This window comes from Paenibacillus sp. FSL R5-0923, from assembly GCF_038009145.1.
GTDB lineage: Bacteria > Bacillota > Bacilli > Paenibacillales > Paenibacillaceae > Paenibacillus_AQ.
The window spans coordinates 4280308-4307022 of record NZ_JBBPAT010000001.1 but is presented as its reverse complement, the minus strand read 5'-3'; the positions used below and the strand labels follow the sequence as shown (position 1 = coordinate 4307022).

19 protein-coding genes are annotated in these 26715 nt (G+C 46.1%); 15 read left to right on the top strand and 4 right to left on the bottom strand.

From position 1 onward, the window contains the following. Positions 1-3 precede the first annotated feature (3 nt). From MKX35_RS19215 to MKX35_RS19190, 6 genes are all read left to right on the top strand, one after another. Positions 4-888: a carbohydrate ABC transporter permease gene (locus tag MKX35_RS19215; RefSeq protein ID WP_076286758.1), complete on the top strand. Its 885-nt coding sequence runs from the start codon at positions 4-6 to the stop codon at positions 886-888. Positions 889-1029: 141 nt separating this feature from the next. Beyond that, positions 1030-2457, top strand: coding sequence for an ABC transporter substrate-binding protein (locus MKX35_RS19210; RefSeq protein WP_143759488.1), 1428 nt, complete (start codon positions 1030-1032; stop codon positions 2455-2457). Positions 2458-2556: 99 nt separating this feature from the next. Further along, the gene (locus MKX35_RS19205) at positions 2557-5004 is read left to right on the top strand and encodes an alpha-L-rhamnosidase-related protein (RefSeq protein WP_076299773.1); all 2448 of its coding nucleotides are present in this window, start codon (positions 2557-2559) and stop codon (positions 5002-5004) included. Between the two features lie 65 nt (positions 5005-5069). After that, a complete protein-coding gene (locus MKX35_RS19200) occupies positions 5070-6098 on the top strand; it encodes a cache domain-containing protein (RefSeq protein WP_076299774.1) in 1029 nt (342 codons plus the stop codon). Positions 6099-6112: 14 nt separating this feature from the next. Beyond that, positions 6113-6244, top strand: coding sequence for a hypothetical protein (locus MKX35_RS19195; RefSeq protein ID WP_341044397.1), 132 nt, complete (start codon positions 6113-6115; stop codon positions 6242-6244). Positions 6245-6278: 34 nt separating this feature from the next. Further along, on the top strand, positions 6279-6527 hold the full coding sequence (locus MKX35_RS19190; RefSeq protein WP_042188352.1) for a hypothetical protein: 249 nt from the start codon (positions 6279-6281) through the stop codon (positions 6525-6527). Positions 6528-6745: 218 nt separating this feature from the next. Here the strand turns inward: MKX35_RS19190 and MKX35_RS19185 are convergent, their stop codons facing one another. Together MKX35_RS19185 and MKX35_RS19180 are read right to left on the bottom strand one after the other, a co-directional pair. Next, positions 6746-8512, bottom strand: a complete 1767-nt coding sequence (locus MKX35_RS19185; protein WP_076299775.1) for a cache domain-containing sensor histidine kinase — start codon at positions 8510-8512, stop codon at positions 6746-6748. Then, positions 8505-9746, bottom strand: coding sequence for a response regulator (locus tag MKX35_RS19180; protein WP_076299776.1), 1242 nt, complete (start codon positions 9744-9746; stop codon positions 8505-8507). Before MKX35_RS19180 ends, MKX35_RS19185 begins: the two co-directional genes overlap by 8 nt. A 307-nt stretch (positions 9747-10053) precedes the next feature. Between MKX35_RS19180 and MKX35_RS19175 the strand changes: the two genes are divergently transcribed. From MKX35_RS19175 to MKX35_RS19160, 4 genes are all read left to right on the top strand, one after another. After that, positions 10054-12231 (top strand): beta-galactosidase, encoded by a 2178-nt coding sequence (locus MKX35_RS19175; protein WP_076299777.1) that lies wholly within the window; start codon positions 10054-10056, stop codon positions 12229-12231. Between the two features lie 63 nt (positions 12232-12294). After that, a complete protein-coding gene (locus MKX35_RS19170) occupies positions 12295-14460 on the top strand; it encodes a GH92 family glycosyl hydrolase (RefSeq protein WP_076299778.1) in 2166 nt (721 codons plus the stop codon). Between the two features lie 193 nt (positions 14461-14653). Continuing rightward, on the top strand, positions 14654-15745 hold the full coding sequence (locus MKX35_RS19165) for a peptidylprolyl isomerase (RefSeq protein ID WP_076299779.1): 1092 nt from the start codon (positions 14654-14656) through the stop codon (positions 15743-15745). A 25-nt stretch (positions 15746-15770) separates the two neighbouring features. Further along, positions 15771-20693 carry an S-layer homology domain-containing protein gene (locus tag MKX35_RS19160; protein WP_076299780.1) on the top strand — a complete coding sequence of 1641 codons (4923 nt, stop codon included), beginning with the start codon at positions 15771-15773 and terminating at the stop codon, positions 20691-20693. Between the two features lie 65 nt (positions 20694-20758). Here MKX35_RS19160 and MKX35_RS19155 read toward each other — a convergent pair whose 3' ends face one another. Further along, positions 20759-21616 (bottom strand): class I SAM-dependent methyltransferase, encoded by an 858-nt coding sequence (locus MKX35_RS19155; protein WP_081382918.1) that lies wholly within the window; start codon positions 21614-21616, stop codon positions 20759-20761. Between the two features lie 370 nt (positions 21617-21986). Here MKX35_RS19155 and MKX35_RS19150 point away from each other — a divergent pair, with 370 nt between their 5' ends. The 5 genes from MKX35_RS19150 to MKX35_RS19130 all read left to right on the top strand — a co-directional run bounded on the left by MKX35_RS19150 (position 21987) and on the right by MKX35_RS19130 (position 25650). After that, complete coding sequence (locus MKX35_RS19150) at positions 21987-22655, top strand: epimerase (protein ID WP_076283765.1); 669 nt, start codon at positions 21987-21989, stop codon at positions 22653-22655. After that, a complete protein-coding gene (locus MKX35_RS19145) occupies positions 22655-23179 on the top strand; it encodes a GNAT family N-acetyltransferase (protein ID WP_076283764.1) in 525 nt (174 codons plus the stop codon). The genes MKX35_RS19150 and MKX35_RS19145 overlap by 1 nt, the downstream gene beginning before the upstream one ends. Before the next feature lie 291 nt (positions 23180-23470). Next, positions 23471-24682, top strand: a complete 1212-nt coding sequence (locus MKX35_RS19140) for an MFS transporter (RefSeq protein ID WP_076299781.1) — start codon at positions 23471-23473, stop codon at positions 24680-24682. A 53-nt stretch (positions 24683-24735) separates the two neighbouring features. Further along, a complete protein-coding gene (locus MKX35_RS19135; RefSeq protein WP_076299782.1) occupies positions 24736-25095 on the top strand; it encodes a GIY-YIG nuclease family protein in 360 nt (119 codons plus the stop codon). 75 nt (positions 25096-25170) lie between these two features. Further along, positions 25171-25650, top strand: coding sequence for a DUF6530 family protein (locus MKX35_RS19130; protein ID WP_042188373.1), 480 nt, complete (start codon positions 25171-25173; stop codon positions 25648-25650). Positions 25651-25710: 60 nt separating this feature from the next. Here MKX35_RS19130 and MKX35_RS19125 read toward each other — a convergent pair whose 3' ends face one another. Then, positions 25711-26652: an AraC family transcriptional regulator gene (locus tag MKX35_RS19125; protein WP_042188375.1), complete on the bottom strand. Its 942-nt coding sequence runs from the start codon at positions 26650-26652 to the stop codon at positions 25711-25713. Positions 26653-26715: the final 63 nt, after the last annotated feature.

The window sequence follows — 26715 nt, the reverse complement described above, 5'->3', positions numbered from 1 at the left end:
GCTATGAAAACAAAAGAAGCATTTGGCATTATCGGCAATATAGAATACAGGTCACCTTGGGTACGCGTGCTGTATTGGTGCATGTTCATTCTGATGATTGTGCTTGCCGCCGTCTGTATTCTGCCTCCGGTCTGGATTATGGTTTCGAGTCTTAAAGACATCAAAGAGTTCTATGCGATCCCGCCTACCCTGATTCCTCGCTCATTCAATGTAAGCAAGCTATGGGAGACCTGGCAGGAATTTAACTTTCTCAGTTACTATCTGAATACGGCTTACTTAGCTGTCGGTTCTGTACTGTTCTGTCTTACGTTTAACGGGCTGGCAGGATATTTTTTTTCTAAGCTGAAGCCTCGAGGGAGTGCACTGCTGTTTGCCCTGATCGTGTGGACTATGATGGTTCCGAATACAGTCGGTATGGTGCCGCTTTTCAAAAACCTGATTGATTTTCCACTGCTGCACTTGAATCTGACCAATACCTACTGGCCGATGTGGTTTATGGCTGCCGTGAATCCAGTGGTAATTCTGATCTTCAAGAACTTTTTTGATACCATCCCACTGGCGTTGCTGGAAGCGGCCAAAATTGACGGAGCGAGCACCATCGGCATTTTTATCAGGATAATCCTCCCGCTTAGCGGACCAGTTATGGCCACAATTACGATACTAACGATGAACAGTGTCTGGCAGGACTTCTTCTGGCCTTTTATGGTGCTGAAGGATAAATCGACCTGGTCGGTCATTGTGGCCATCTATAATCTGAAAGCGACTTTGCCGCAGGACATTCAGTTTATTGCGCTGACGTTTGCGATTCTGCCGCCGATTATTCTGTTTGTTTTTTTCCAAAAGTACATTATGAACGGACAATCCATGGGCGGCAGCATTAAAGGGTAACATCACCCGATCACAAACCATTTCACAGCTTTGCCCCGTAGGGTGCTGCAGAAGGTGCGTGGTAAGATGATTTCAGATTTAAAAGAAAGCGCTTTACATGTTGTGAAGAATGCTTTAACAATAAGACTAGGGGGAATTACATTGAGAATCAAACACACCAAAAAAATTACAGCTACACTGGCGCTAACGCTGCTCCTTACGGCCGGTCTGGCTGGCTGCGGAGGCTCCAAAGATGAGAACGCCGGAGTGAATACGGAGGAAGCGAGCAACAAACAGGTGACGATCAAGGTCAGCAACTGGCCGAAGCCGAATGAGGAAGCCAAAATTGCCCAGTATGAGCAGCTCATGGCGAAGATGAAAGCTAATTATCCAGATATCACTGTGGACAAGGATGAATGGGGTTATGATGTCAGCTCTTTCTTGCCTAAAGCGGCTAGCGGTCAGCTTCCTACGGTGTACGAAACCTTTTTTACAGAAACTAGCAAAATCATTAAGGCAAATTACGCGGCAGATATCACGGATACGATGAAAAAATATGGCTATGACAAAGCGATCAATCCAGATCTGCTGAAGATGGTGACCAAGGACGGCAAATATTACGGGATTCCGAAGGACGGCTACGTGATGGGGATGCTGTACAATATGAATCTCTTCAAGGAAGCTGGACTGCTGGACGATAAGGGCATACCAAAGTTCCCTAAAACATATGAAGAGCTGGCACAAACTGCGCAGATTATCAAGCAAAAGACCGGTAAGGCGGGAATCTTCCTGCCAACCAAAAGCGGCCAGGGCGGCTGGATGTTCATGAACATTGCTTGGGCTTACGGCGCGGAATTCGAGAAACAGGTGGATGGAAAATGGCAAGCGGTGTTCAATTCTCCAGAGGCAGCGGCGGCCCTGCAATATGTGAAGGACTTGAAATGGAAATATGATGTCCTGCCGGACAATAATCTGGTGGATGTTACGAATGACATGTTCCGCATGTTCGGAACCGATCAAGTCGCTATGAGCTTCGGCATGAATGACTGGCCTCCAGTCATCCAGCAGCAGACCAAAATGTCTAAAGATAATGTAGCAATGTCCGCCCTTCCAGTTGGACCGATCGGGAAACCTGTAACTCTGCTCGGCGGTGGTCTATATATGTTCTCGCCTAATGTAACCCCTGAGCAGATTGATGCTGGATTCAAATGGCTAAAAACCTACGGCTTCACACCGGAGTCCTCAGAAGAGGCATTAACTGGTTGGGATATCGAGAAAAAGACACTGAGTGATCAGGGGCTGATCGTAGGCCCTTACGGCCTGCGGATTTGGACAGATGAGAAACGGATTGGTGAAGAACAGAAGATTCTCGACAAATACAACAATGTGAACCTGGATTTGTTCCGTGATTATATGGACAACGGCAGCAAAGGCATGCGGGCAGAAGAGCCGGTCAACGCTCAGGAATTGTACCAGAAGCTGGATATTGTACTGCAAACTGTCCTAACGGACAAAAACGCAGATCCACTGGAGATTTTAACTAAGGCTGCTGAAGAATTCCAACGTGATTATCTCGACAAGGTGAAATAAGCACAGTCAAACGGCGGCGTCGACCTTCTGAAGGGCGGCGATGCCGTTTCTGCGTAAATTGCCAAATCTACTCTAAGGGATAAAGGAGAGGTGCATTATATGGCAGCAAAAGAATGGGGAGAATGGAACGCGCGATGGATCTGGCCTTTGGATGAGGAAGGGACAGAAAGTTGGGAGGAGCAACACGAGCGGGTGTATTTTCGCAAAATGTTTGAGCTGCCAGCTGGAGCCGGGAGGGCTTACAGTCTGAATTTGGCCATTACTGCTGACAGTCGCTACAGACTCTTTGTTAACGGGCAGCGTTTATGGGCCGGTCCTTGCAAGGGTCATGGTTATGTACACTATTATGAGGAGTTCAGTTTGGACGACATTTTACAACCAGGTATAAATGTGATTGCTGTTGTGGTAGTTCATTATGCTGGGACTTCGCCATTTGAGTTGGGTGAAGACGGTCCTCTATCGATTTGGCGCTCGCAAAAAGGCGGCTTGCTTGTAGAAGCGGATGTTATGAACAATGGGCAGCTTGTGCAGGAACTCAATACGGATACCTCATGGAAAAGCATTAGGGACCACAGCTACCGGCTTCAGCCGTTTCCGATTATGCGCTGGATGGGCGGATTGGAAGAGGTGGAGGGGGACTTGTCGCTGTTGGAATGGACTCTGCCGGAATATGACGACAGCGCCTGGCTAGCCGCAGGGATTGTACAGCCGGTGCGGGATGATTATGGTCAATTAACCCCCTGGCAATTGGCGGAGCGACCGATTCCGCTGCTGTATGAGCGCGAGCAACTCTTCCTGAAGCTGATGCGCAGCAGCAGTGGTGAAGGGGAAGCCCTTTTTGAAAACGGGCATAGTCTGGAGCTGCGGAATGAAGCTGGTGGAGCCTCGACGCCATTAGCAGGAATACACGTGGAAGCGGGACAGCAACTCTGGCTGGAGCTGGATGCAGGTGAGCTAATCACAGCTTATCCGCAGCTTAAGCTTCTTGGGGGGAAAGGTAGCCGGATCACCCTCCTGTACGCCGAGTGCTACGAAGAAGAGACTGGGGATGACGAGATCCGCCGCAAAGCTGTCCGCGATGATATGCAGGAGCATGTGTTAAGAGGCGGTTATGACAGCTACTATCCAGCCGGTTATGGCACCTCGGTGCAGATGGAATGCTATGAGCCATTCTGGTTTCGTACCTTCCGGTATGTCCGGCTGGAGGTGAATACTGGAGCTGAGCCTTTGACGATATCCGGCTTCAGTTATCGGGAGACCGGATATCCTTTGCTGCCGGAAGGAAGCTTTCATTGCAACGATGAACGATATAACCAGCTCTGGGAGCTGAGTGTCCGAACACTACAACGCTGCATGCATGAGACCTACGAGGATACGCCGTATTATGAACAGCTGCAATATACCATGGATACCAAACTGATGATGGAATTTACGTACCTGTTATCAGGAAACGACCAATTGGCACGGAGGGCAATGGAAGATTATAGGGCTTCGCAGCTGCCAAACGGCATGTTGCAAAGCCGCTACCCCTCCGTGCTGCCACAGGTCATCCCCTCCTTCTCTTTATATTGGATCGGGATGATTCATGACCACTACAGATCCTTTGGAGATTTGGATATCGTAAATCAGTACCGACTGCCACTGTTATCCGTATTGGACTGGTTCGATCAGCGACTGACACCGCAGGGTCTGGTGGACAGAACACCTCGCCAATATTGGAATTATTTCGACTGGGTAGAAGAATGGCCACTTGGTGCACCAGACTGTACGGATGATGCACCTGCAACCGTGCTTAGCCTGATGTATGCAGCCGCGTTGGAGCAAGCGGCTGAATTACTTGCCGCCAGCGGGTGGACGCAGATTGCATCTGAGTTGCGCCAGCGCAAAGCCGCGGTCAACGCTGCGGTACTGGATTGCTGTCGCCAATCGAACAGCTTGATGTTCCGCGACAGTCCGGCGGCAACAGCGGAAATGCAGCTGAGCCAGCATACGCAGGTCTGGGCGATTTTAGCTGGCACGGTGGACGCTGTAGAGGGGGCAGCACTACTAGAGACTACAATGGCTGACACATCGCTGGCTAAGCTTTCACTGCCGATGAGCTACTATTTATTCCGCGCGCTGGAGCATTGCGGATTGTATGACCGCTCCTTCGGACTATGGGCACGCTGGATGAAGCAGCTGGATTTGAACCTCACTACACTCCCAGAAATGGACTCTGTTGGAACCAGAAGTGACTGTCACGCCTGGAGTGCGCTGCCGATCACTGAGTTCACCAGAGGGATATTGGGTGTCCATCAAGGGATAGAGGGAATAACCATAAAGCCACATTGCGGAGAACTGCAACAGGCCAGTGGAACCGTAAGCACAAGTCTGGGTCCAATACATGTAAAATGGAAAATCCATTCAGAAGCGGGACATAAAAGCTTCCATTTTGAAGCTAACTGGCCAGCCGGTTCGGCGATTACAATTATCCTGCCGAATACTGAAGTGCTTTTGACAGATGCAGGTTCTTTTTATAAGGAGATCGACATTAGTCACTTTAGCTGATAGTCTGATTTCAATTGATTTTCGTTTTTGTTGATTCATACACCGGAGGGGGATGGGGGAGTTATATGTTCAGATCATTCGGCCGCAACATCCGCCTTGTCCTGGTGCTGTTTATTACCGTTTACATTGCTGCTTCAAGTTTCATTTTGTACCGTACTATGGAGCATAGAAGCTTGGATATGTTGCGGCAGTTATCTGTTCAATACACTGGCCAGCAGCATAAGAATACTCTTTTGTTCATGAACTGGCTGGAGGAGACCTCCAAGCTTATCTCCAACAATCAGGTGGTACAAAACGCTCTGAAAAAACCAGCGTACGACGGAGCAATTTCTCCGATACTTGAGGGCATTCGCTCCTCTAGCAGTGACATTCTCGGCATTTATATTTGGGGTGAAGCAGGGGGGACGTACTCCTCGAGCAATGTATCCGGGCTTCTCCCCTTTACAGAGATCAAGAAAGTTCCGGGGATGGAACAATTTCTGGATAATCGGGAACAGGCTTTGCGCTGGACGGTGCTGAACCGGGAACATCTGATGAATGCGCCTTCTGATCTGCGCGACCGTCTGCTGCTTGAGGTAAAAATTCAGAATACGGAGGGGCAAATTTTAGGTCTGCTCTCACTCGAAGTTGAGATTGACAAGCTGTACAGCTTCTACCTGTCAGGCAAAAATACGATCTACGGCGAGAATGAAGTTTATCTGCTGACAAGTAACGGAAAGCTACTGAGTGCGGCGGATGTTCCTATGAAGCGATTGCAAAAAATTAGAGCTGCGCTGGCCACACCGGAGAAGGATAATCCAGCTATGCCGGAAGAACAAGATAGTTCAAGTAGCGGTGCTATGGATTTGTTGGAGCGTGAAACGGCCGACGGCTTGATTTTGCTCTATCCGCTGCCCGAATCGGACGAGCGGATTGTCACCTATATCTCTGCAGACGGCATGAATGCAGAGCTGCGGACGTTTAAGTATTTAATGATCGGTTTAAACATCGTCGTGTTTATAGTGTTCTGGTTGCTGATCTCAATGCTTAGTGGCAGTATTGTTAATCCGCTGAAACAGTTGTACTTGAAAATTAACTCCACAATGAAAGACTAAGATTGGCATGCTGAATGGCAGCAGAATGGCAGACAGAATCTATGAAGCAGATTTCAGGCTACCCGCTAAAATCTGCAAAAGGTCACTGGCTAGCAGTGCTTATATCTAATTGGGCAGGAACCGATCACAGCGAATCTACTTCGTAGGGGTTTGTTGTAATAGAACATATGGGGTGAAAAAATGAGAATGTATGCTCTTCTTACAGAACCAATAGGGGACATCAGTAAGGTAATGATTTATGAATCAAAGTATCGTGTTTATTTATTTCTATTTGAAACTCATGAAAATAAGGGTGCAAATGCTGACTATTGTTATGAAACATTAGAAGAAGCAATGGAATTCTGCAATGAGGAACTAAACATAGTTGAGGAACAGTGGGTTGTTATTAACGATCCCAAAGACGGGGAACAACACGATATTATTTATTAAACCAGTATTGACAGCATTGAGCAAACAGGAAACGTTACTGAAACGTAATAGCGACAGTCCAGGGCTTCATTTTCCCCGCGACATTGAGCAGAATATCTACCCACACTGCTCACACGTCAAAAAAAGAAATCGTTCTTTGTGAGAAAAGTGGAAGTACCACCTACCTCTCAAAAAAGGAACGATTTCTTTGTAGTGTCCGCATTCATTAACAATCTTAGTTAATTGGGCAGCTCCTTCTTCAAGCTAATCGTAACCGTGGTACCTTGCCCCGGAGTGCTGGAAATGCTTAGCCCATATTGAGGACCGTATTCCAGCTTGATCCGTTCGTCCACATTTCGCAACCCATATCCGCTCTGGAATAGCACATCTTCCTTAGCTTGGCTAAGTGTCGCGCCGTTGGCAAAGCCGACTCCATCATCCGTCACTGTAAAGCGAATCTCATCCTCCAGCAGCTCGCCTTTAATCCAGATTCTGCCCATGCCACGTTTCTCGCTGATGCCGTGCTTGATCGCATTCTCTGCGATAGGCTGAAGAATCAGCTTTAGAATGCGGACTTTGCGCAGCGATTCCTCAATATCGTATTCAATCTCGAATTTATTCGGGAAACGCATTTGCTCGACCGTCACAAAACTCTCCACCAAACGGATTTCTTCGTCGACAGTAACGAATTTATCGCCTTTATGCAGGCTAATCCGAAAAAAGGTCGCCAGAGAAGAAATCAGCCGCTCAATGTCGGGCTGCTTCTTCAGCCGGGCAATCCAGGCAATCGCATCTAACGTGTTGTAGAGGAAATGAGGATTGATCTGCGACTGTAGCGCAGTCAGCTCCGCCTTGCGCTGCTTCTCTTTTTCCTCATCTTTTTCAAGCATTAATTGGCTGATCCGTTCTACCATCTGATAGTAGCTGTTCTCTAGCTGGAAAATCTCATCGACCTGTGCCCGCTGCTCATAGACAGCTGCTAAGTCTTTTTTGCCAAACAGACTCAGCTTCTTCTTCAAGTTCAGTAGTGGTCGGGTGATTTTGGCCGCCAGATAAAAGGAAAGAATCAGTAGGACAATGAAGGTAACACTGGCGAAAAGAAGGGCATTTCGGTTACCCTTGGCAATTCCCTCCAGCAACTTATGGCTAGAAATCACACTGGTGAACTCCCAGCTAACGCCAAGCGTTTCCAACCTAGGATTCAAAGGATAAGTAGCAATGATATAGGAATTCCCGTTATCTGACCAGGTGCGGTAGCCTTCTTTCTGACCCGGGCGAAGAGGTGCGTTCTCCTCCAAAAAATTGCCCAAGAGCCGCTTGTCGGGGTGAGATATAATCCGCTCGCTGGAAGTCAGGAAGGAGTAGCCAATGCCAGTGAAACTGGAGGAATAAAGATCTGCCAAGGCGGCTTCTCTGACATAGATGATGACGACCCCGATATTTTGCCCCGTATTGAAGTTCCGGAATTGCTGTCCGAAGGGGATATAGGCATTGCCGTCCCCATCCCGTTTGATTTCACCGACAACAGGCATGCTGCTCTCCTGTATACGTTTAATGAACAAGGCTTCGGGAACCTCGAGCATCTGCTCCTTGGACTGATAAGAGTAAAGCATATTATCATTGGTGTTGATGATTACATTGCCCACCAGATCATTCTGTGCCAGCATACCGTCGATGATAGCCCCGATCCGTAATTCCTTGTCTGCTGCCGGCAGGGAATCGTTATTAATGATCTGGTAAATGTCGCTGTTCACCAGAAATCGCAGGAACAACATCTGAATGTCATCGACCATCAACTCCACACTGAGCCCAATTTGGCGTTGAGTCTGGACCACATGGCGATACAGATCCTTCTGCAGATAGGTATAGGAATAGAAGTTGAAAATAACAAGCATCAGCACCAGATGCAGAGACAATCCCACTAACAGGACAACAACAATCCGACTTTTGATCTTGAACCTCCGCATCCAAGAATCCATCCGGTTGGCCATTGTTAGCTTAACCATAGGTTTTTGCATACTCGCTCGGCGGGATGCCCGTCATCTTTTTGAAAATCTGGCTAAAGTATTTGGAGTCAGTGAAACCAACCTGATTGCCCACCTCATAGACCCGGTACATCGGATTGCGCAGCATACGTTTGGCTTCTTCAATCCGATATTCCGTCAGACATTCATAGAAAGTCTTGTTCAAATCTTTGCGGAATAGATGCATTAAATGGGTTGGACTGACGAACACCGCAGCAGCAACCATCTCCACGGTAATGTTCCCAGCATAATGCTCCCGGATAAAAGCGAGGGCGTCTCTGATTTCACGCCGGCATCGAGCTCCGGCCTCTTCCTCAGCGTACAACACGCGTTCAATACCAGACAATGCACGCTGCGCAGCAAGCACAGCCTGTTTGTATGAATCTACGATTCCGTTCCATTTTTCAGTTGGTTTGCCGATGCCAACGCTAAGAGCCTGGCCGAAGTGCTGCTGGCTCCATTCCGATAGCTGCTTACCTAATCTGCGGGCAGAATCGCCGGCAAGCTCAGGTTCATCGGTTCGGAGAATCATAACCCACTCCAGATGACTATCGCGGAATAGACAGAGCTGTTCAAAAGAATACGCTTCCAGAATAACCGCTGCTTCATCCTCCAACGCTTTGCTTACATCAGTTCCTTGAAGACCATTATCAGCAGGGAAGGCTATGGACAGCGGCAGCATAGCTTTTCCTGGTTCCAATTGCAGCTCCAGCAGCTTTATTTTGCTGGTAATGAATTCCTCACTATGCAGCTGGCCATGCAGTAAATCCTGCCAGAATTGTTTGGATATCGCGGCAATTTCCTCATTAAGCTGTGAATATCGCTTGGAGAGTTGCTTTTTCCCCAGAATTTCTTCGCCAACGCTTCGTACTGTATCTGCGAGTTCTTCTATATTAATGGGCTTCAGCAAATAGGTGGAGGCACCATAACGTAATGCAGCCTGCGCATATTGAAATTCGTCATAACCGCTAAGTACGACAATGCCTACGATCATGTCCTGCTCCCGTATTTTCTCGATAAGTTCAAGACCGTTCATATACGGCATACGGATATCGGTAATAATCACATCCGGGCGGTGCTGTAGTGCAAGCTCCAAACCCTCTTCACCATTGCTGGCTTCTCCTATGATCTCGACGTTGTATTCTGCCCAGTCTATGGTTTGGGTGATGCCCATACGGACGAGATATTCATCATCTACTATAAGCGCTTTCAACATTGGCCTCACCTCGAAGTAGTTTCTAATATGTCTTACAGTCATTATAAACATGAAACCTCTTTTAGAGGAGCGGTAATTTCTCAGTTGTCAGGATCACAAACGATTTCGCAGTATGTTCACCGGTGGCTAAGTACAAAAATGTCCGCATAGCGGAAGTTCTAAACATTTCAACAGCTTAACAAACCGTTTCATAGGATTCCATCCTAACTTTTGCAAAATGTACTGTGATAGACTTTAACCGTAAAAGAGCGGTAAGCGCTTTTATAAATACATGACATCGAAATTGAACGCTGTAGGAGGAGTACCCTTGATACAAAAATCATTTATTCCATTCGGGTTTCAATATTACCGTTCCCCAACCCCATTCCGGGATCAATGGGAGAAAGACCTAAGCAATATTGCCGGGCAGGGCTTCAATTGTGTGAAGTATTGGGTGCAGTGGCGCGCCAGCGTGTCCAAAGAAGGGATCTACCAGTTCGATGATATTCAGGAGCTGATGGATATTGCTGAACAGAATGGCTTAAAGGTCATTTTGAACGTGATTTTCGATGTGGCGCCAGCCTGGTTTTATAAAAAACATCCTGATTCCAAAATGATCACAGCAGACGGTTCCGTTCTGGAACCAAGGGCAATTAACTGCCGCCAGATTGGCGGAGCTCCTGGACCTTGTTATCACCATGCAGCTGCAGCCACGGAGAAGGCGAAATTTCTGGCGGAAACAGTGAAGACTTTCAAAGATCATCCTGCACTCTGGGTGTGGGATTTATGGAATGAGCCTGAGCTGACGACAGGGATTAAGCGCAAGCTGTCATTTGACAACCAGGTATGTTATTGCGAGCACTCAGTGCTGGCATTCCAAGAATGGCTGAAAAATAAATATATTGCTCTGGAAGCTCTGAACGAATCATGGCAGCGGACTTACAGAAGCTGGGAGGAAGTAGAGGCACCGCGTGGGCAAGGCGTATTCAATGATTTGGTGGACTGGCGGCTGTACATGTCCGGTACTTTAACAGATGAGCTGCGGAGCCGGGTAGATACTGTGAAGTCACTGGATCTGCTGCATCCTGTTATGGCACATACTGTGCCAGCTCCTATTTTTAATATGATTACAGCAGGTTCAGACGACTTTAAGCTGGCTGAGCCCTGTGACCTGACAGGCAATAGCCTAGGGTCCTCAGCTTGGTCGGCTGATCTACTGATCTCTGCCGCCAAAGGCAAACCGATCATCAACTCAGAGATTCATGCGCTGCCTGGCAATACGGCGATGAAACCGCGCCAGCCGGAGCTGCGAGAAATGAAGCAGCATATTCTGACCCCGCTCGCCCGTGGCATCACGGGATATCTGTTCTGGCAGTATAGACCGGAGGTATTAGGACAGGAGGCTCCGGCTTGGGGTAGTGTGTATTTGGACGGCAGTCCAACCCCATGGTACAAGGATATGGCCCAACTAAATAAGCTTGTGCAAGACAATAAGCAAGAGCTTTTACAGGCAAAACGGCGTGGGGACGGGATTGCTATTCTATTCAGCCCACAGAACCAAATCGCAAACTTTGCTGCCCATGATCATTTGGACACCTATAACGATTCCCTTCAAGGCGTCCATAAACTGCTACATGATCTTAATTATAAAGTGGAATTTCTGCATGAGTCGGATGTTACGGAAAAGACATTGGAGCAATACCGCTGCCTGTGGATGCCTTATCCACTGTATCTGAACCGTAAACTGTGTGACCTCCTGCGTGAGTGGGTAGAAAAGGGAGGCATATTGATTTCGGAATGCTCCTTCGGCGCGCTTCAGGCAGAGAATGGCTGTCACAGCTATACAGTTCCCGGTTACGGATTTGATGAAGTCTTTGGGGTTCGGGAGACTTGGATTCATTCTGCCGAGAATCTGGATCATAGCTATCATCAGGTAGCATTCGAATCACGGACGGCGATCCCACTCCTTAATGTAATGGAGCACAGCAAGGAAGGGGAAGCAGCCGCAGATGATAAGGCACACGGCTCCTATTACAAATCAGATATTTCGCTGCAAAGTCATGTGAAGGTCCTAGCCGAATTTGCCGAGGACAACATGCCTGTGTTGACGGCCGCTACTTATGGAAATGGGCGTGCTGTGTGGTTCGGTACCTTACTTGCGGCTGCCTACTGGCAGGATGGACATACCGGAACGCTCCAGTTGGTGCGCGATCTTTTACAGCAGGAATTGAAGCTACAGCCGAATGTGCAAGTAAGCGGAGGTGTCCGCGCTGATCTTTCCGAGTGGGAAGTTGAAGAAGACAGAGGTGCGTTCCTCTATGTGCATAATGAAGGGAAGACGTTGGCAGAAGCCAAAGTTACGCTGCCTGCCAATTATACTTCAGCAGAGCCATGGTTTGACGATGGGAATGCCAGAATTCAGCCAATAAATCCGTTTGAACCTTCAACAACTCACCTGTCTATACGGGTAGAAGCTGGAGATGTTCAAGTATTTCGATTATCTTAGCCGGCAGCAGTTAAGGTCGGAGATTATAGAGCTGGTGTAAGCCAGCCAAAGGAGTGTATCCATTTGACTTTGTTAGATTATGTTAATCCATTACAGGGGACTAAGTCGGATTTCCGCTACTCACACGGCAATACGCTGCCGCTTACAGCGATGCCATTTGGCATGGCGGCTTGGAGCCCACAAACCCACGAAGCAGGGGGGACCTGGTTCTTCCATCCGCACCATCGCCACCTGGAGGGCATACGACTAACTCACCAGCCCAGTCCTTGGATCGGAGATTATGGACATCTAACACTGTTGCCACAGACTGGACCGTTATTGCTCAGTCCTGATTCGCGCTCATCTTCCTTTAAACCGGAAGAGATGCAAGTGTCCCCACACTACTTCGGTGTGTCTCTTCAACGATATCGTACCCGACTGGAGCTGACCCCTACAGAGCGCTGTGCGGTGATTAGAATAACATACGCTAAGGGACAACAGAACAGGCTCATAATAGCACCGCTTAAAGGCGAGTCTCAACTCACCTTTCAACCGGAGAAACGCAGGATCATCGGCTTTACAAGAGGCCATACCGCCGGGGTACCCGATAATTTCGCGATGTATTTCGTCTTCCAATTCGACACAGACATCCTCATGGAGGATTCGGGAATCTTTGACGGGGAGTACCAACCTCTAAGGACGTATGAAGGAACCGGCGATAAGCTGGGCGCATACGTAGAATTAAACATACCGGAATCCGGTGTAATAGAAGTGAAATGCGGCACTTCCTTTATTAGTGGGGAGCAAGCGCAATTGAATCTCGATCGGGAGGTCGGTGGGCACAGCTTCGGAGAGATCTTGAGCAAAGCAGAGGCAGGCTGGGAAGAACGGCTGAGCCGCATTGTTGTCGAAAGCGCGGATGAAGAGAACCTCCGTACCTTTTACAGCTGTATGTACCGGATCTGCCTGTTTCCTAGAACATGGCATGAATATAACGAGCAGCACGAGCAAATTCATTACAGTCCTTTTAACGGCAGCATTTGCCGGGGTCCAATGTATTCAGATATCGGACTGTGGGATGTATACCGGACTAGCTTCCCGTTATACAGTATCCTGTTTCCATCCTTGCTCGGTGAGATCATGCAGGCTTGGACATTAGCTTACGGTGAAAGCGGCTGGCTGCCAAAATGGCTGTCACCAGGCGAACGCAGTGCCATGCCCGGCACACTGATCGATGCGGCAGCTGCGGATGCCGTGGTTAAGGGCATCGGCGGCTTCGACGTAGAGCTATTATATGAAGGTTTGCTGAAACATGCAGATCGTCCGGCTACAGACGAGAAGCTGGGTAGACGGGGGCTAGAATTGTATTTGCAGCACGGCTATCTGCCGCATGATCGTTTTCATGAAAGTGTAAGCAACACGCTGGATTATATATACGGAGACTTCTGTATAGCCCAGATAGCCAAAGCACTCGGCAAAATGGATGATTATGAGCGTTTTATGGACCGGGCGCAGAATTACAAGCTGCTGTTTGATCCAGAGGTTGGTTTTATGAGAAGCCGTAACGAGGACGGTACTTGGCAGGAAGGATTTGATCCTTTAGCGTGGGGTGATCCGTTCTGTGAAGGTGGGGCTTGGCAAGGTAGCTGGGCAGTTCCCCATGACTTCCCGGGATTAGCCAGTCTGATGGGTGGCGAGGAAGCTTTTGTTCGGCGAATGGACCAGTTAATGGCCGAGGAACCGATATTCAAAGTGGGATCTTATGGCTTGGAAATTCATGAAATGTCGGAAATGGCTGCGGCCGATCTAGGGCAGTTTGCCATAAGCAATCAGCCCAGCTTCCATATTCCTTATATTTTCGCCAGACTCGGGGCGTTGTCCAAAACACAGTACTGGGTTCGCAAAACCATGGCTAAACTGTTCAACAGTGGAATGGATGGGTTACCCGGCGACGAGGATAATGGCAGCATGGGTGCCTGGTATATTTGGAGCGCCATCGGACTGTATCCGTTAAGTCCCGGGATTCCCGAATATGTGCTAGGCAGCCCTCTATTTGATAAAGTAACGATTCAGCTCGAAGATGGGCGGCAATGGGTCATTGAAGCACAAAACAACAGCCCCGCCAATGTGTACAGTAAATCAATCCACTGGAACCACACGCTTTGGGAGCACCACTCTTTGCCTCATGAAGAGATTATCAAAGGCGGCGTCCTGAGCTTCAGTATGTGTCCGGGGGTAGTCCCGTCCTAAAAACAATGCAAGGCAGTCCGGATTATTTCGGGCTGTTTTTGTTTTTTGGATGGAGTGAAATTGCTCTTTTTGGTCAAATCGTGAAATGGCAAACCATTTCGCAGCATTCCCGCCTGTTTTTTCAAGGGTAACATGTCTAATATCGAAGAGAATGAAAGCGCTTAATAAGAATGCGGAGAGGAGGAATCAACTTATGACTTTAAGGCTTCATTCCAAAAGAAATCGACTTATCACTATTCTATTCGCTCTGATTGCGGGAAGCCTGCTGCTGATTGGCGCGATGAATGTGCAGGCTCCACAAGCAGAAGAACCACTTCTGACCCTTAACGGACAGGAGGTCACTGCAGCGGAGTTCAACTGGCATCTTCAAATGAATCGGGCACTGACTGCTGATTACTTTAAACAGACCTACGATGCCAACTACTCAGAGAAATTCTGGTTTACCGACTATTCCGGCGAAAAACCAATCCAAAGGTGGATAAAAGAATCCCAGACACAGCTACTGACGAAGCGGATGGAGTTGCATCTTGCTCAAGAAGCAGGGGTGGTATCGGATATCAGCTTTGAAGGTTTTCTAAAAGGAATGGAGCACGAGAATCAACGGAGGAGTCAGGCGGCAGCGAATAAGGAAGTGGTGTATGGTCCTCTTCATCTGGAAGCGCAGGCCTATTACAGTTATTACATGAGCAACCTTGAGGATGCCACGATTGAGGCAATGCGCAGCAACGGAGGTATCGTGATTTCAGATGAACAGGTAAGGCTGGAATATGAAGCAAATCTAGCTGCTAAATATTCTCGGCCGGGAGCTATACGTCTTGAATGGGCGTCACTGCCTTTTGGTCCGGAAACAGAATACAAAGATCAGCAGAAGGCCTTGGAGAAAATGGAATTGCTCAAGGCAGCAGTAATAGCAGCAGAAATAAGATCAGACACAGGCATCCATCAGCAGGCAAAAGAGTTTGGTATAAACGTGGGCGAAGTCAAAATAACAAGTGCTTCCCGGCGAACAGCAGCGCTGGAAAATCCTAAGGTATTGCTTGCTGCAGATCAGCTTGCACCTGGACAGATTAGTGGCTTGTTTGCTGAAAATGGGGCCATCCATCTACTTTACTGTCTATCGGTAGAGGATGCAGGAGTTATACCTTTCGATCAAGTGAAGGATGCTATCACACTTCATTTGGCGCAACAGAAGTTTAGATCCATGGTGGACGATAAGCTATCCAAAGCTGTCCCAGAATGGAATTACCCAATGGCTGAAAGACTCGCAAACCAAGCCATTCAATAAATATTCAAGGGGGAATCCTACAACAATGTTAAAAAAACTCGCAAAATCACTGCTAATGATAATGCTGATCTTCACGACAGTGTTCCCTGTAATGGGTGCTTCTGCCCATGCTGAAGAGACGTATGCCGATGATTTCTCTGCTCTGCCAGCAGCGGAGCTGCGTTCGGAGAATTGGTTGATTGACAGCAGCAATCCTCAATTCTTCGGCGGAGATGCTACGCGGTTGGTCAGGACATCCACGGATACCGGTTATGCCGTTTATTCATTAACAGGAATTCAGTCGTTTACGCTTCAGGCCTATTATTTCTCTGGCTCAACAGCCGTAATCAAGTTCTACGGATCGGGCGATGCGACAGCGTGGACGGAGCTTCCGTCCATTAATGACAGTCCTACAGCAACCGGTTCTGGTTGGTATGGAACAATATACACGCCCGCAGGTACACTTCCGAATGATATCAATTATCTCAAAATCGAGATCAGCGGCGACCTCGACAGCTGGCTGATGCAGCTCGGACACCTTACGCTCTCCAATGTATCACTTGCACCTCAAACGATTAACGATGAGCTTGATGACGTTTCACAGCTCTATGCATTTAGTACAAATTGGTCTTTAGATACAAGCAATCCCACTTTTTTTGGTGGAGATCATTCTCGTGCAGTGAGAACAGCAGATTCGGCAGAATCACTTGTGTACCATTTGCATAATTTGCAGCATTTCATCGTCCGTCTGCATTCCTTTGCCGGGTCTAGCGGAAGCATCAAGTTCTATGGATCGGCGGATGCATCCACCTGGACAGAGATTTCAGCAATACATGAAGCTCCACAATCTACAGGAGATGCAGCTTGGACCGGGACGAATTATACCCCAGAACAAGGGATTCCTTCCGGCATTCATTATCTAAAAATCGAGATCAGCGGCGATTCCGCCCCTTGGCTGATGCAGCTAGGATCGGTCTCCTTGTCCAACCGCTTGCCTGGAGATGGAGGGAACAGCGGTGGAGACGGAGATTATTACGTCGATTCATTTGCAGGCAGCGACAGCAATGATGGAAAAACACCGGAGACCGCCTGGAAGACCTTCTCTGTAGTTAACCAGACTACCTTTGAGGCTGGAGACCGAATTTTGTTAAAGAAGGGTGGAATCTGGAACGAACAATTATATCCTAAGGGTAGCGGAACAGACGATAAACCGATAACAATCACTGCCTATGGCAGCGGAAGTAAACCGACTATCAATGGTGGAGGCATGGCCGGAGCAGCTGTATACCTGCGCAACGCCTCAAACTGGAGCATCCGGGATCTGGAGGTCACAAACTATGCTTCCGAGAGAGGAACCATTTACCGGGAAGGCATAATGGTGGAGAACGCAAACGGAGGAACTTTAAGAAATATCCGCATCCAGGATAACTATATACATGATGTATCAAGCAGCTTCCGTTATCCGACAGTTTCCGGTGCAGAAGGTGGTCCACATGCGTTCGGTGGAATTTCCGTATATGTGGGCGGAACGACGGGCACGGACAAATTTGATGGGGTATGGATCGAAGGTAACACGGTCGAACGAATTGGACGGACAGGAATTGTGGTATGGGATCAGCGTTTCAACGGAGCCGACTATGCTACGGTCAATGTTACGATCCGCGGAAATTATGTCAAACAAGCAGACAGCGACGGCATCCTCACCTTCGGTGCGGACGGAGCGTTAATTGAGCATAACATAGCAGAAGAAGGTGGGAACTACTCCGAAGAAGGCGAGTTTAACGGCTCAGCCGCAATCTGGCCGACCCGGGGCAAGAATAATATCGTGCAGTTTAATGAGTCCTTTAACACAAATAAACCAGAGGGAGATGGACAGGGCTTCAATCTGGATATCGATACTATGGACAGTGTAGTTCAATATAATTACAGCCATGGCAATAAGGGCGGATTCATGCTTTTTGTCGATGCCCGTTTAACTCCAGGAGTGCTTACCGGCTCCTCTAACAATGTAGTCAGATACAACATCAGCCAGAATGATCTGACGCATACGTTTAATTTTGCAGGCGGGGTTACGCCGGATACGCAAATCTATAACAATACGATCTATATCGGCACTGGGCAAAACACCAAAATAATCGACCATGAATGGGACGACGCGGGAAATATCAACGCTCCCTATACGTTCAGGAACAATCTGGTCTACAACCTTGGACAGGGAGGTTATAATCTGCCCGGGGTAAATGGCAGCTTCGACCACAACCTGTTGTATGGAAATCATCCAGTAAGCGAGCCGGAAAATACGAATCCCGTCACAGCGAATCCGCTCTTGGTTGCTCAGGGCAGCGGTGGAATTGGCTGGAATACAGTGGACGGTTACAAGTTAAGAGAAGGCTCCCCTGCGCTTGGGGCAGGTGCAATCATTGCAGACAACGGAGGCCGTGACTATTGGGGCAACTCTATCTCAGCAGAAAATCCACCGAATATCGGAGCCTATAATGGACCCGGACTTGATCCTGCTACACTGCCTGAAGCACCTGTGGATGATCTACGATTATATTTTCAAGGCTTAAAAATTGCTCCTCATATTACAGATGGTAGAAACGGAGGCATATCCCTTCAACTTCAGTTTACAAACAGTTCTGGAGTAGACCCTCTGAGAATTAACAAAATTTCCTGGAAAATAGGAGAAGGAAGTGATCAGCTCAGTGGTAGCCAGTCGCAACTAGCTGAAATCGCTCCGAATAGCGGATTTACTTATCCAATTCCTTTGCCGGGATTCTCTGAAAGCGTTAAATATCCACTAGAGTTGACCGTTGACCTTGAAGGCTATGAGACAGTTCACCTCAAGCAAAACATAGATATTAACCGGATGAAGCATCAGTCAGACACAGGAACTCCCGCGCTGATTGATCTTGCAGACGGAACCCCTTTGTTGAGCGGGTATAACGGTACGGATGATCTTAGCGGAACAGCGCAATTACGCTGGGACGCGGATAACATTTATTTAACCGCCGACATCCGTGATGATGTATTCAGCCATAACGCTTCCGGGATTAATATTTGGCAAAATGACAGTATTCAATTCAGCCTTGCTCCCGGTGTACCGGGCGATAGCCAATCCTGGTATGAATACGGAATTTCACAGACGCCGGAGGGGCCGCAAATATACCGTTGGCTGTCCATGAAAGGTGCTGCTACTGGAGTGTTGACCAAAGGAACTCTAAGTGTAACCCGAGATGAAGCGACTAAGATTACCTCATATGCACTGGCACTACCTTGGAGTGAAGTAAGTCCAATTCGGGCAGCATTAGGCAATATCTTGAGCTTCTCGATGTTGGTTAACGATAATGATGGTGCTGGCCGAAAAGGGTATATTGAGTGGGGATCAGGCATTGGCGCAGCGAAAGATGCGACACTCTTCCGCACCTTCCAGTTTATGAATGTCGAAGATGAGGAGGGGACACAACCGAGTGATAATGCTGATTTGAGCTTTTTGAGTATGGACGGTACAGATATTTCCGGGTTTGACCGGAACACACTCACCTATACAATAAATGTACCCTTTTCTAAAACAGCCGTGACTGTAACAGGGATACCTTTAGATCCGAAAGCCAAATTAACAGTAACTGGCGGAAGTGAACTAAAAGTAGGAGAAAATAGCGTCAGCATCAAAGTTACCGCCGCAAATGGAACAACAACAAAGACCTACACTTTGAAAGTGGTACGGAGTGAAGACCGCGGGGGAACAGAAACGCCCGGCAGTTCGTCCGGCAACAATAATGGCGGGAACAATAGTAACAGTGGAGGGAAAATAGTTAATCCAGTGAATATAATCTCAGCCGGCCATATTCAGATTCAGGCTTCACCTGATACTGAAGGAATGCGCCTTGCACAGCTTCCTACTGGAGAAATTCAAAAAGCGATGAATGGTGTGCAAGATGGTGCATTGGTACTTGAGCTTACTAAATTAGATGCCACAGCTAAGGGTGTAACCTTTCAATTGCCCGTTACCGAACTGAAAGAGAATGTTACCTCTCTTACAATAAAAGCAGGTGCAACCACCGTAACGTTCCCAATTGACAAGAAGGGTAGCAATATTCCGGAGGGTTCCAAGCAGTTAGAGCTGTCCATTCATTTTGTTGATCCTTCAACCCTTTCTGTTGCATTAAATGAGAAATGGAAAACGCATGCCGTGTACCGGATCTCCTTGATGGTAGACGGAAAGCAAATAGAAACATTAAGTCAATCTGCGGCAATGAAGGTATCGCTTGGATATAAATTGAATCCTAGTGAAGCGCCGAATCAAGCCATCGTCTATTCTATTACCCGCGAGGGGCTGGCGGAAGTGGTCAAGAACTCCAAATACGTTTCAGGTACAGAGAGCATCACCTTCACAACACGGAACTTCGGATTATACGCTGCAGCGAATGGAGATATACACTTCTCTGATGTCAATTCGGACTTCGCTGCTATCCTAGAAGCGTTGGCTTCCCGTGACCTGGTGCACGGCACAGGCGATGGCAAATATGAGCCTGCCCGCCAAATCACCAGAGCAGAGTTTGTTCAACTGCTGGTATCGGCACTGGACCTTCAGGCTGAGAACAGCAATACTTTCGAAGATGTGAGTCCAGACGCTTGGTATTACCAAGCTGTCTCAACAGCTCAGGCGCTAAAGATTGTTAACGGACGCAGCGAAGGCTTATTTGGCGCAAAAGAACCGATTACTCGCCAAGAAATGGCTGTTATTTTGTTTCGCGCTCGGAGTTTAGCTGCTCTTCAGCCGGATTACTCCAGCAAAACCGTAGTATTTGCTGATCAGAAGCAAATCGGAGCTTATGCCAGGGAAGCAGTTGAGTACCTGCAGCAGTCAGGGATAATCAATGGTTATTCCGACGGAACCTTCAGACCACTAAATCTGACCACCCGTGCGGAGGCTGCTGCTTTGATTTATAGAATTATGGGATTGTAATCATCACAAAAGAGCTGGAGCCAAGTGTATTTGGCTCCAGCTTTTTTTCTTGCAAGTATAATAAATTATTCCTTCAGGCTGGCCACACAACATATCTCATGTCCGCGACGTTCGCCTTGCCATTTGGCCAATAATGCCATTCGCTCTACAAATGGAGTATTCGGCCCATAGTGAGGATGTGCATCGATCAATACATCCGAAACAGAGACCAGCTGCCGCGTGAATATCGAAATGATCTCAAATCCAGCCTGATTGAGTAATTCACGCACATTAGCGTCCGTGTAATGATACAGGTGATCGGGTTCAATAAATAACGGTGATTCAGGTCCGTAGACTTCGTTGGTTAATGAATGGCTGTTAGGAATACTGAAATATATTTTCCCTTGCGTTGTCAAAAGATTACGAATATCCTTCAAAAATGCAAATGGATCGGAAATATGCTCAAGCACATGCCAGAACACTACCGCATCATAACGAGGAAGATCAGGATTTTCAGCCGAGTCATCGTCTTGGGTGCTTTTCCATTCATCTTTAACCAGATCCACACCGTATTTATATTTGGCATAGGCTCGTGACAATTGTGAGGGTTCAATGCCAACCGCTCTCCAGCCGCCATTTTCAGCAGCATGTAAAAATTCACCTGTTCCAGAACCAAACTCTAGCAATGCTCCTTTTTCTGGACTGAACATTTCCAGCAGCATTAAATTAAACAGAGCATGATCAGAATAGGTAGCTTGAGCATATTTTTCACGCATTGCAATCCATTCTGTATTATAAATATTTGTGATTAAGCCGGTTGTATCAACCTCCGCAATATTCGCTCTAAAGATAAGACCACAATTGCTACACCGCATCAACGTAAACGAATGATACTCATGAAATACGGTAATAGCTGGAGCAGGGCCACACAAAATACATTGCATATAAAAAACACCTCCGTTAATCGTTTCACTTATTCCCCCCAGACCAAGCTGGGGTTAGGGCATCATAGTTCAGTTGAAGGGCTTGGAGCGGGTTTCATTTCTTTCATTCTATTATCAATCTCGATAGAATATGCTCGTCTCACTGATCCTAAACAAGGTCAAACTTCAATAGATTTATAGTATAGCTTTCTAGGACTTTATATTAGGTGAAGCGGAAATTGGGAATCCTTCTGTTGTCGTTGCATGATAATAAAGGATGAAGAAGCAAGCACATTGTTACAATCCATGATTACGTCAAAAGATTGTTGGCTTCGGAAATGCCTGTTAATATTGGAAATAGAATCATCTCTTAGATTGGAGAGTCAATGATATGAAGGTCATTATTTTTGGAGCTACAGGTATGGTTGGTCAAAGCGCGTTGCGTGAATGTTTGATGGATGATAGAGTTCAAGAAATACTTACGATTGGGCGTAAAAAGACAGAGCATCAACATACAAAACTAAGACAAATTCAACTATCCAATGTAGCTGAATTATCAAGTATAGAACATGAAATCACAGGTTATGATGCATGCTTTTTCTGCCTTGGGGTTTCCTCTGCTGGTATGAAGGAAGATGAATATAAAAGAGTAACATATGATATCGCGCTATCCGCCGGAACAACATTAGCAAGATTGAACCCTCAAATGACCTTTATATATGTTTCTGGAAGTGGGACGGATAGTTCGGAAAAAGGACGCTCTATGTGGGCGAGAGTGAAAGGGAAGACAGAAAACGATCTGTTGAAGCTACCTTTTAAGGACGCATATATGTTCAGACCAGGTGTAATTCTACCCCTATATGGCATACAATCCAAAACAAAAGTGTATCAGATTTTTTATGATGTGATGAAGCCACTTTATCCCTTGCTAAAGAAGTTAAACAGTGTCATTACATCGGAACAATTGGGACGAGCTATGATTCAGGTAACGATTAACGGTTATCCAAGACCCAGAATAGAAAGCAATGAGCTCAAATCCATGATCAGGAGGTTAATTTAATGAACATTATCATTAGACAAGAAAAAGCTCAAGATATTAACGAAGTCTACCATGTAGTCCAAAAATCATTTGAAAATGCGGAACATTCAGATCATGATGAGCACAATTTGGTAAATAGACTAAGGAGCTCGACAAAGTTTATTCCGGAGTTATCTCTTGTAGCTGAATATGAGAATAAGATCGTCGGTCATATCCTTTTTTCAGAAGTACTAGTAGGTGATCAAACTCTGGTTGCGCTTGCACCTGTTGCAGTACTACCAGAAATGCAAAGCAAGGGTATAGGGAAGCTACTGATTACTGAAGGCCACAAAATCGCAACACAGCTTGGATATAAAGGCTCTGTCGTTTTGGGTCATGATAAGTATTATCCGAAGTTTGGTTATAAAAAAGCTAGTCAATTTGGTATAGAAGCACCTTTCGAAGTTTCAGACGATAATTTTATGGCCGTTGAGCTTATAGATGACGGTCTCTCAAATGTCCATGGCGTTGTCGAATACACTAAAGAATTTTTTGAAATTAGATAAACGTAAAAAAGTGGAGCAAATGCTACGGCAGTTGCTCCACTTTTTTATTTGTTTACAGAATCAATTAACACCTTTAAAAAAAGGATTGTGGAATATCGAGACTGAAAACGGCTTGACGAACGACACTATCCTGTATAAAATGAAGCAGTGATTTAGTAAATTAGTAAATCAGTAAATTAGTAAATAGGAGTGGTGCAATGAAAATACCAACAACGTTTAAACATAATCCTGTTGTCATGTTGGAGAGTTTTGAGAAGGTGTAAAAAATAGTAAAGGATATGGGGAATTAAAATGTTTTCTAATCGTTATGTTCGAACAATTATCCTCTCCCGTGTGTTATTGCAGCTCGGAATATGGATCCGGAATTATGCCGTCCTTCTTTATGTATCTGAATTGACGAATAATAATCCGGTAGATGTATCTCTGATATCGGTTGCCGAATTTGCACCGATCTTTCTTTTTGGTCTTATTGGTGGGACCTTTGCCGACCGATGGCGGCCGAAGAGAACCATGGTATGGAGCGATTTGTTATCTGGCTTGTCCGTCGGGGTGGTGCTGATTGCGGTCATGAATGGCGAATGGATTGCGCTTCTTATCGGATCTTTTGTATCTGCCAGCTTATCTCAATTTTCTCAGCCTTCGGCGATGAAACTGTACAAGAGACATGTGCCAGCTGAACAGCTGCAAGGCGTTATGGCGATGTCCCAAACCCTTGTCGCTGTCTTTACGGTTTTGGGACCCGTTATTGGTACGTTTATTTTTATTAAGTTTGGAATTCACGTATCTCTGATCCTGACAGCCGTTATGTTTCTGGGCTCTTCGCTTATATTGTCTTCCCTTCCTCGGGATGAAGAAGAGCCGAAGTCAGGTAAAGCCAGCGGCTTCATTAAAGAGTTAACGGCTGGCTTGCGATACATCGGGTCGAGTAAACCCTTAAGAACACTTAGTTTAACTTTCTCGGCGGTGGGTTTGGCATCAGGACTAACTCAGCCACTTCAGATTTTTCTTGTCATCGAGAACTTAGGTAAGGACAAACAATTTCTTCAGTGGCTTGTGATGGCTAGTGGGGCAGCCATGTTAGTAGGCGGAGCTGCAATAATCGGGATAGCCAAAAAAGTAAGGCCACAGCTATTGCTTTTGATAGGCTTACTCGTCAATGCCGTCTGTACGGTTGGAATGGGTGCTTCTAAGCAAATTTGGCTGACGATTATTTTCTTGGTGATCAGTGGTTTGTTTTACCCTTGCATTCAAGGAGGGATTCAGACACTTCTTGTGCGAAATACCGAAGGGGCCTTTATTGGCCGAGTTTCAGGAGCAATCATGCCTATTTTTATGGGAATGATGGTGGTTGGCATGTTCATTTCCGGCTACCTAAAGGATACGTTCTCCTTGATGGGCGTATTTATGGCGAGTGGTGTATTTGTGATTATTGGTGCGCTTTTTCTGCTTCCTATTGTGGTTAAGAAAAGAAGTAAAGTGCAGCTGGAATCGCTGGGAAAATGAAAATCCAACTACAATTTCCATGAATTTATTATCTAAGATAAGGAGAGAAAGATATGGATATGAATAAACGCAAAGAGCTGATCGAGGAGTACAAACAAATTAAGATTTATATGGGTGTTGCTCAAATCAAAAACCAAATCAACGGCAAAATATTTATCGACAGCTATCCTAATTTGAAAAACAAATGGCTTACCTTGCAAATGCAGTTGGATTCAGGGAGATTTGCAAATGCCCAGCTCCAGAAGGATTGGAAAGAATTCGGTGCGGATGGGTTCACTTATGAGGTACTAGAACAGAAGGAGATAGATAAGGTAACTGATATGCGCTGGGAACGGAAGAAAATCTTAAAGCCATGGTTAGAGAAGTTACAGCCCTACGGAGATAAAGGTTATAACAAACCACGAATTGACTAACGATGAAATCCAAGATAAGATGAAACCGTCGTTTAGTAAATTAGTAAAATAGTAACTGGAAGGAAGAAAAAAAACATGAAAATACCTACAACTTTAAAACATAAGCCTGTTGTCGTATCGGAGAATTATGAGAAGGTTGACGGCCGAATGGCTGGAAACACAGATGCGAAAGGTCTTTCCTTAGGATTGGCGCAGTGGAATGATAGAGGAAAGGTCGATATTTCGGCTAAGGTATGGAGATATACCGGGGAAAAATGGTCCAGACAATCTGAGGAACTGCCTCTTCATCGCGTGCTTGATTTGTCCATTCTAATTTGCCGGTCGTTAGAACATTTCCGCGAAGCGTATCGATATGAGAATTTATATGACCCGGAGCAGCCCGTCATCGACAGAGTTGGCTTGCAAGGGGATGCGATGACTGTAGCGGTATGTACAGATAATGAGCGAATTAATGAAGATATTAAGCTATTTAATCAAGCTCTTAGCGATGACGATGAAATGATCGGTGAGCGTCTGAGCACGTTATCCAAAATATTGAAGGATATGGGATATTAAACAGTAAGTGGTAGTCAAACAGGGCAAAAAAGCCTTCGTGACTGCCACTTTTTATATAGTTTAAAACAATTCCGGCCCCCGTCCAGGAGTATCTATTGGCAAAGTATCTTGGATTTTGATTTCATTTCTTAATTTCCGGAAATCTTTAGGTGTTCTTGTTTGATGTTTTTTAAAGGACTGAATGAAGTTGTTAACATGATTAAAACCAACTCTATGGGCAATTTCAGTTACTGTATAATCAGTTGAAATTAATAGCTCCATACTTTTCTTAATCCGGTACTTTATTAAATATTCATACGGTGTGATATGAAGGGTCTTTTTGAAACTACGGGTACATTCTGAAACACTTAAATGAGCAGCATCAGAAATATCTTGCAAAGTTATATTAGTTGCGTAGTGCTGATGGATGAAAGAAAGCATGAGTTGAAGTCGTTCTTGCTGCCTTTTTACGTATTTAGCTGTGTCCTCAAAGGAGAGAGAAATATTAGATATCAAGGTTAACCAGAGTTGTACGGTTCTGATAGAAACCTCATATTCCCATCCCCATTTCTTTGGCATATCAAATCTATTCTTCAGCTCCAAAAGCATGTTTAGTACATCTCTTTGCCATTCAGCATCTCCTTTAATTACTAGAGACAGTAAGGAAGAGTTCGTATAAGGTGATACATAATTTTTTTCCATAGCACTATCTGCATAAAAGACCAACAGCTTTTCAGGAAAATTGAAACTCACATACTGACCGTCAGGAGTCAGGTGCGTCGTAACATGAAGGGCACCTTTATTGATGAAAATGGCTTGGCCATTTTTCAATTCATAATCAATACCATTCACTTGTATAACTAGTTTACCTTGAGTAACCAAAGTGATCTGAAGTTCTTCGTGCCAATGTAAGTCATTAAATCCTCGTCCTTCAGGGATAATTTTCCGAGAGTTAGCTGTGTACATAATGTATGGAAATGAAGCATCAGGAAAAAGAATGTTCTCGTGCAGCAGTTTTGACATCTAATGACGTCCCTTCTAAAATGATGATATTTATATATAATACAACGATATAATGACACAATT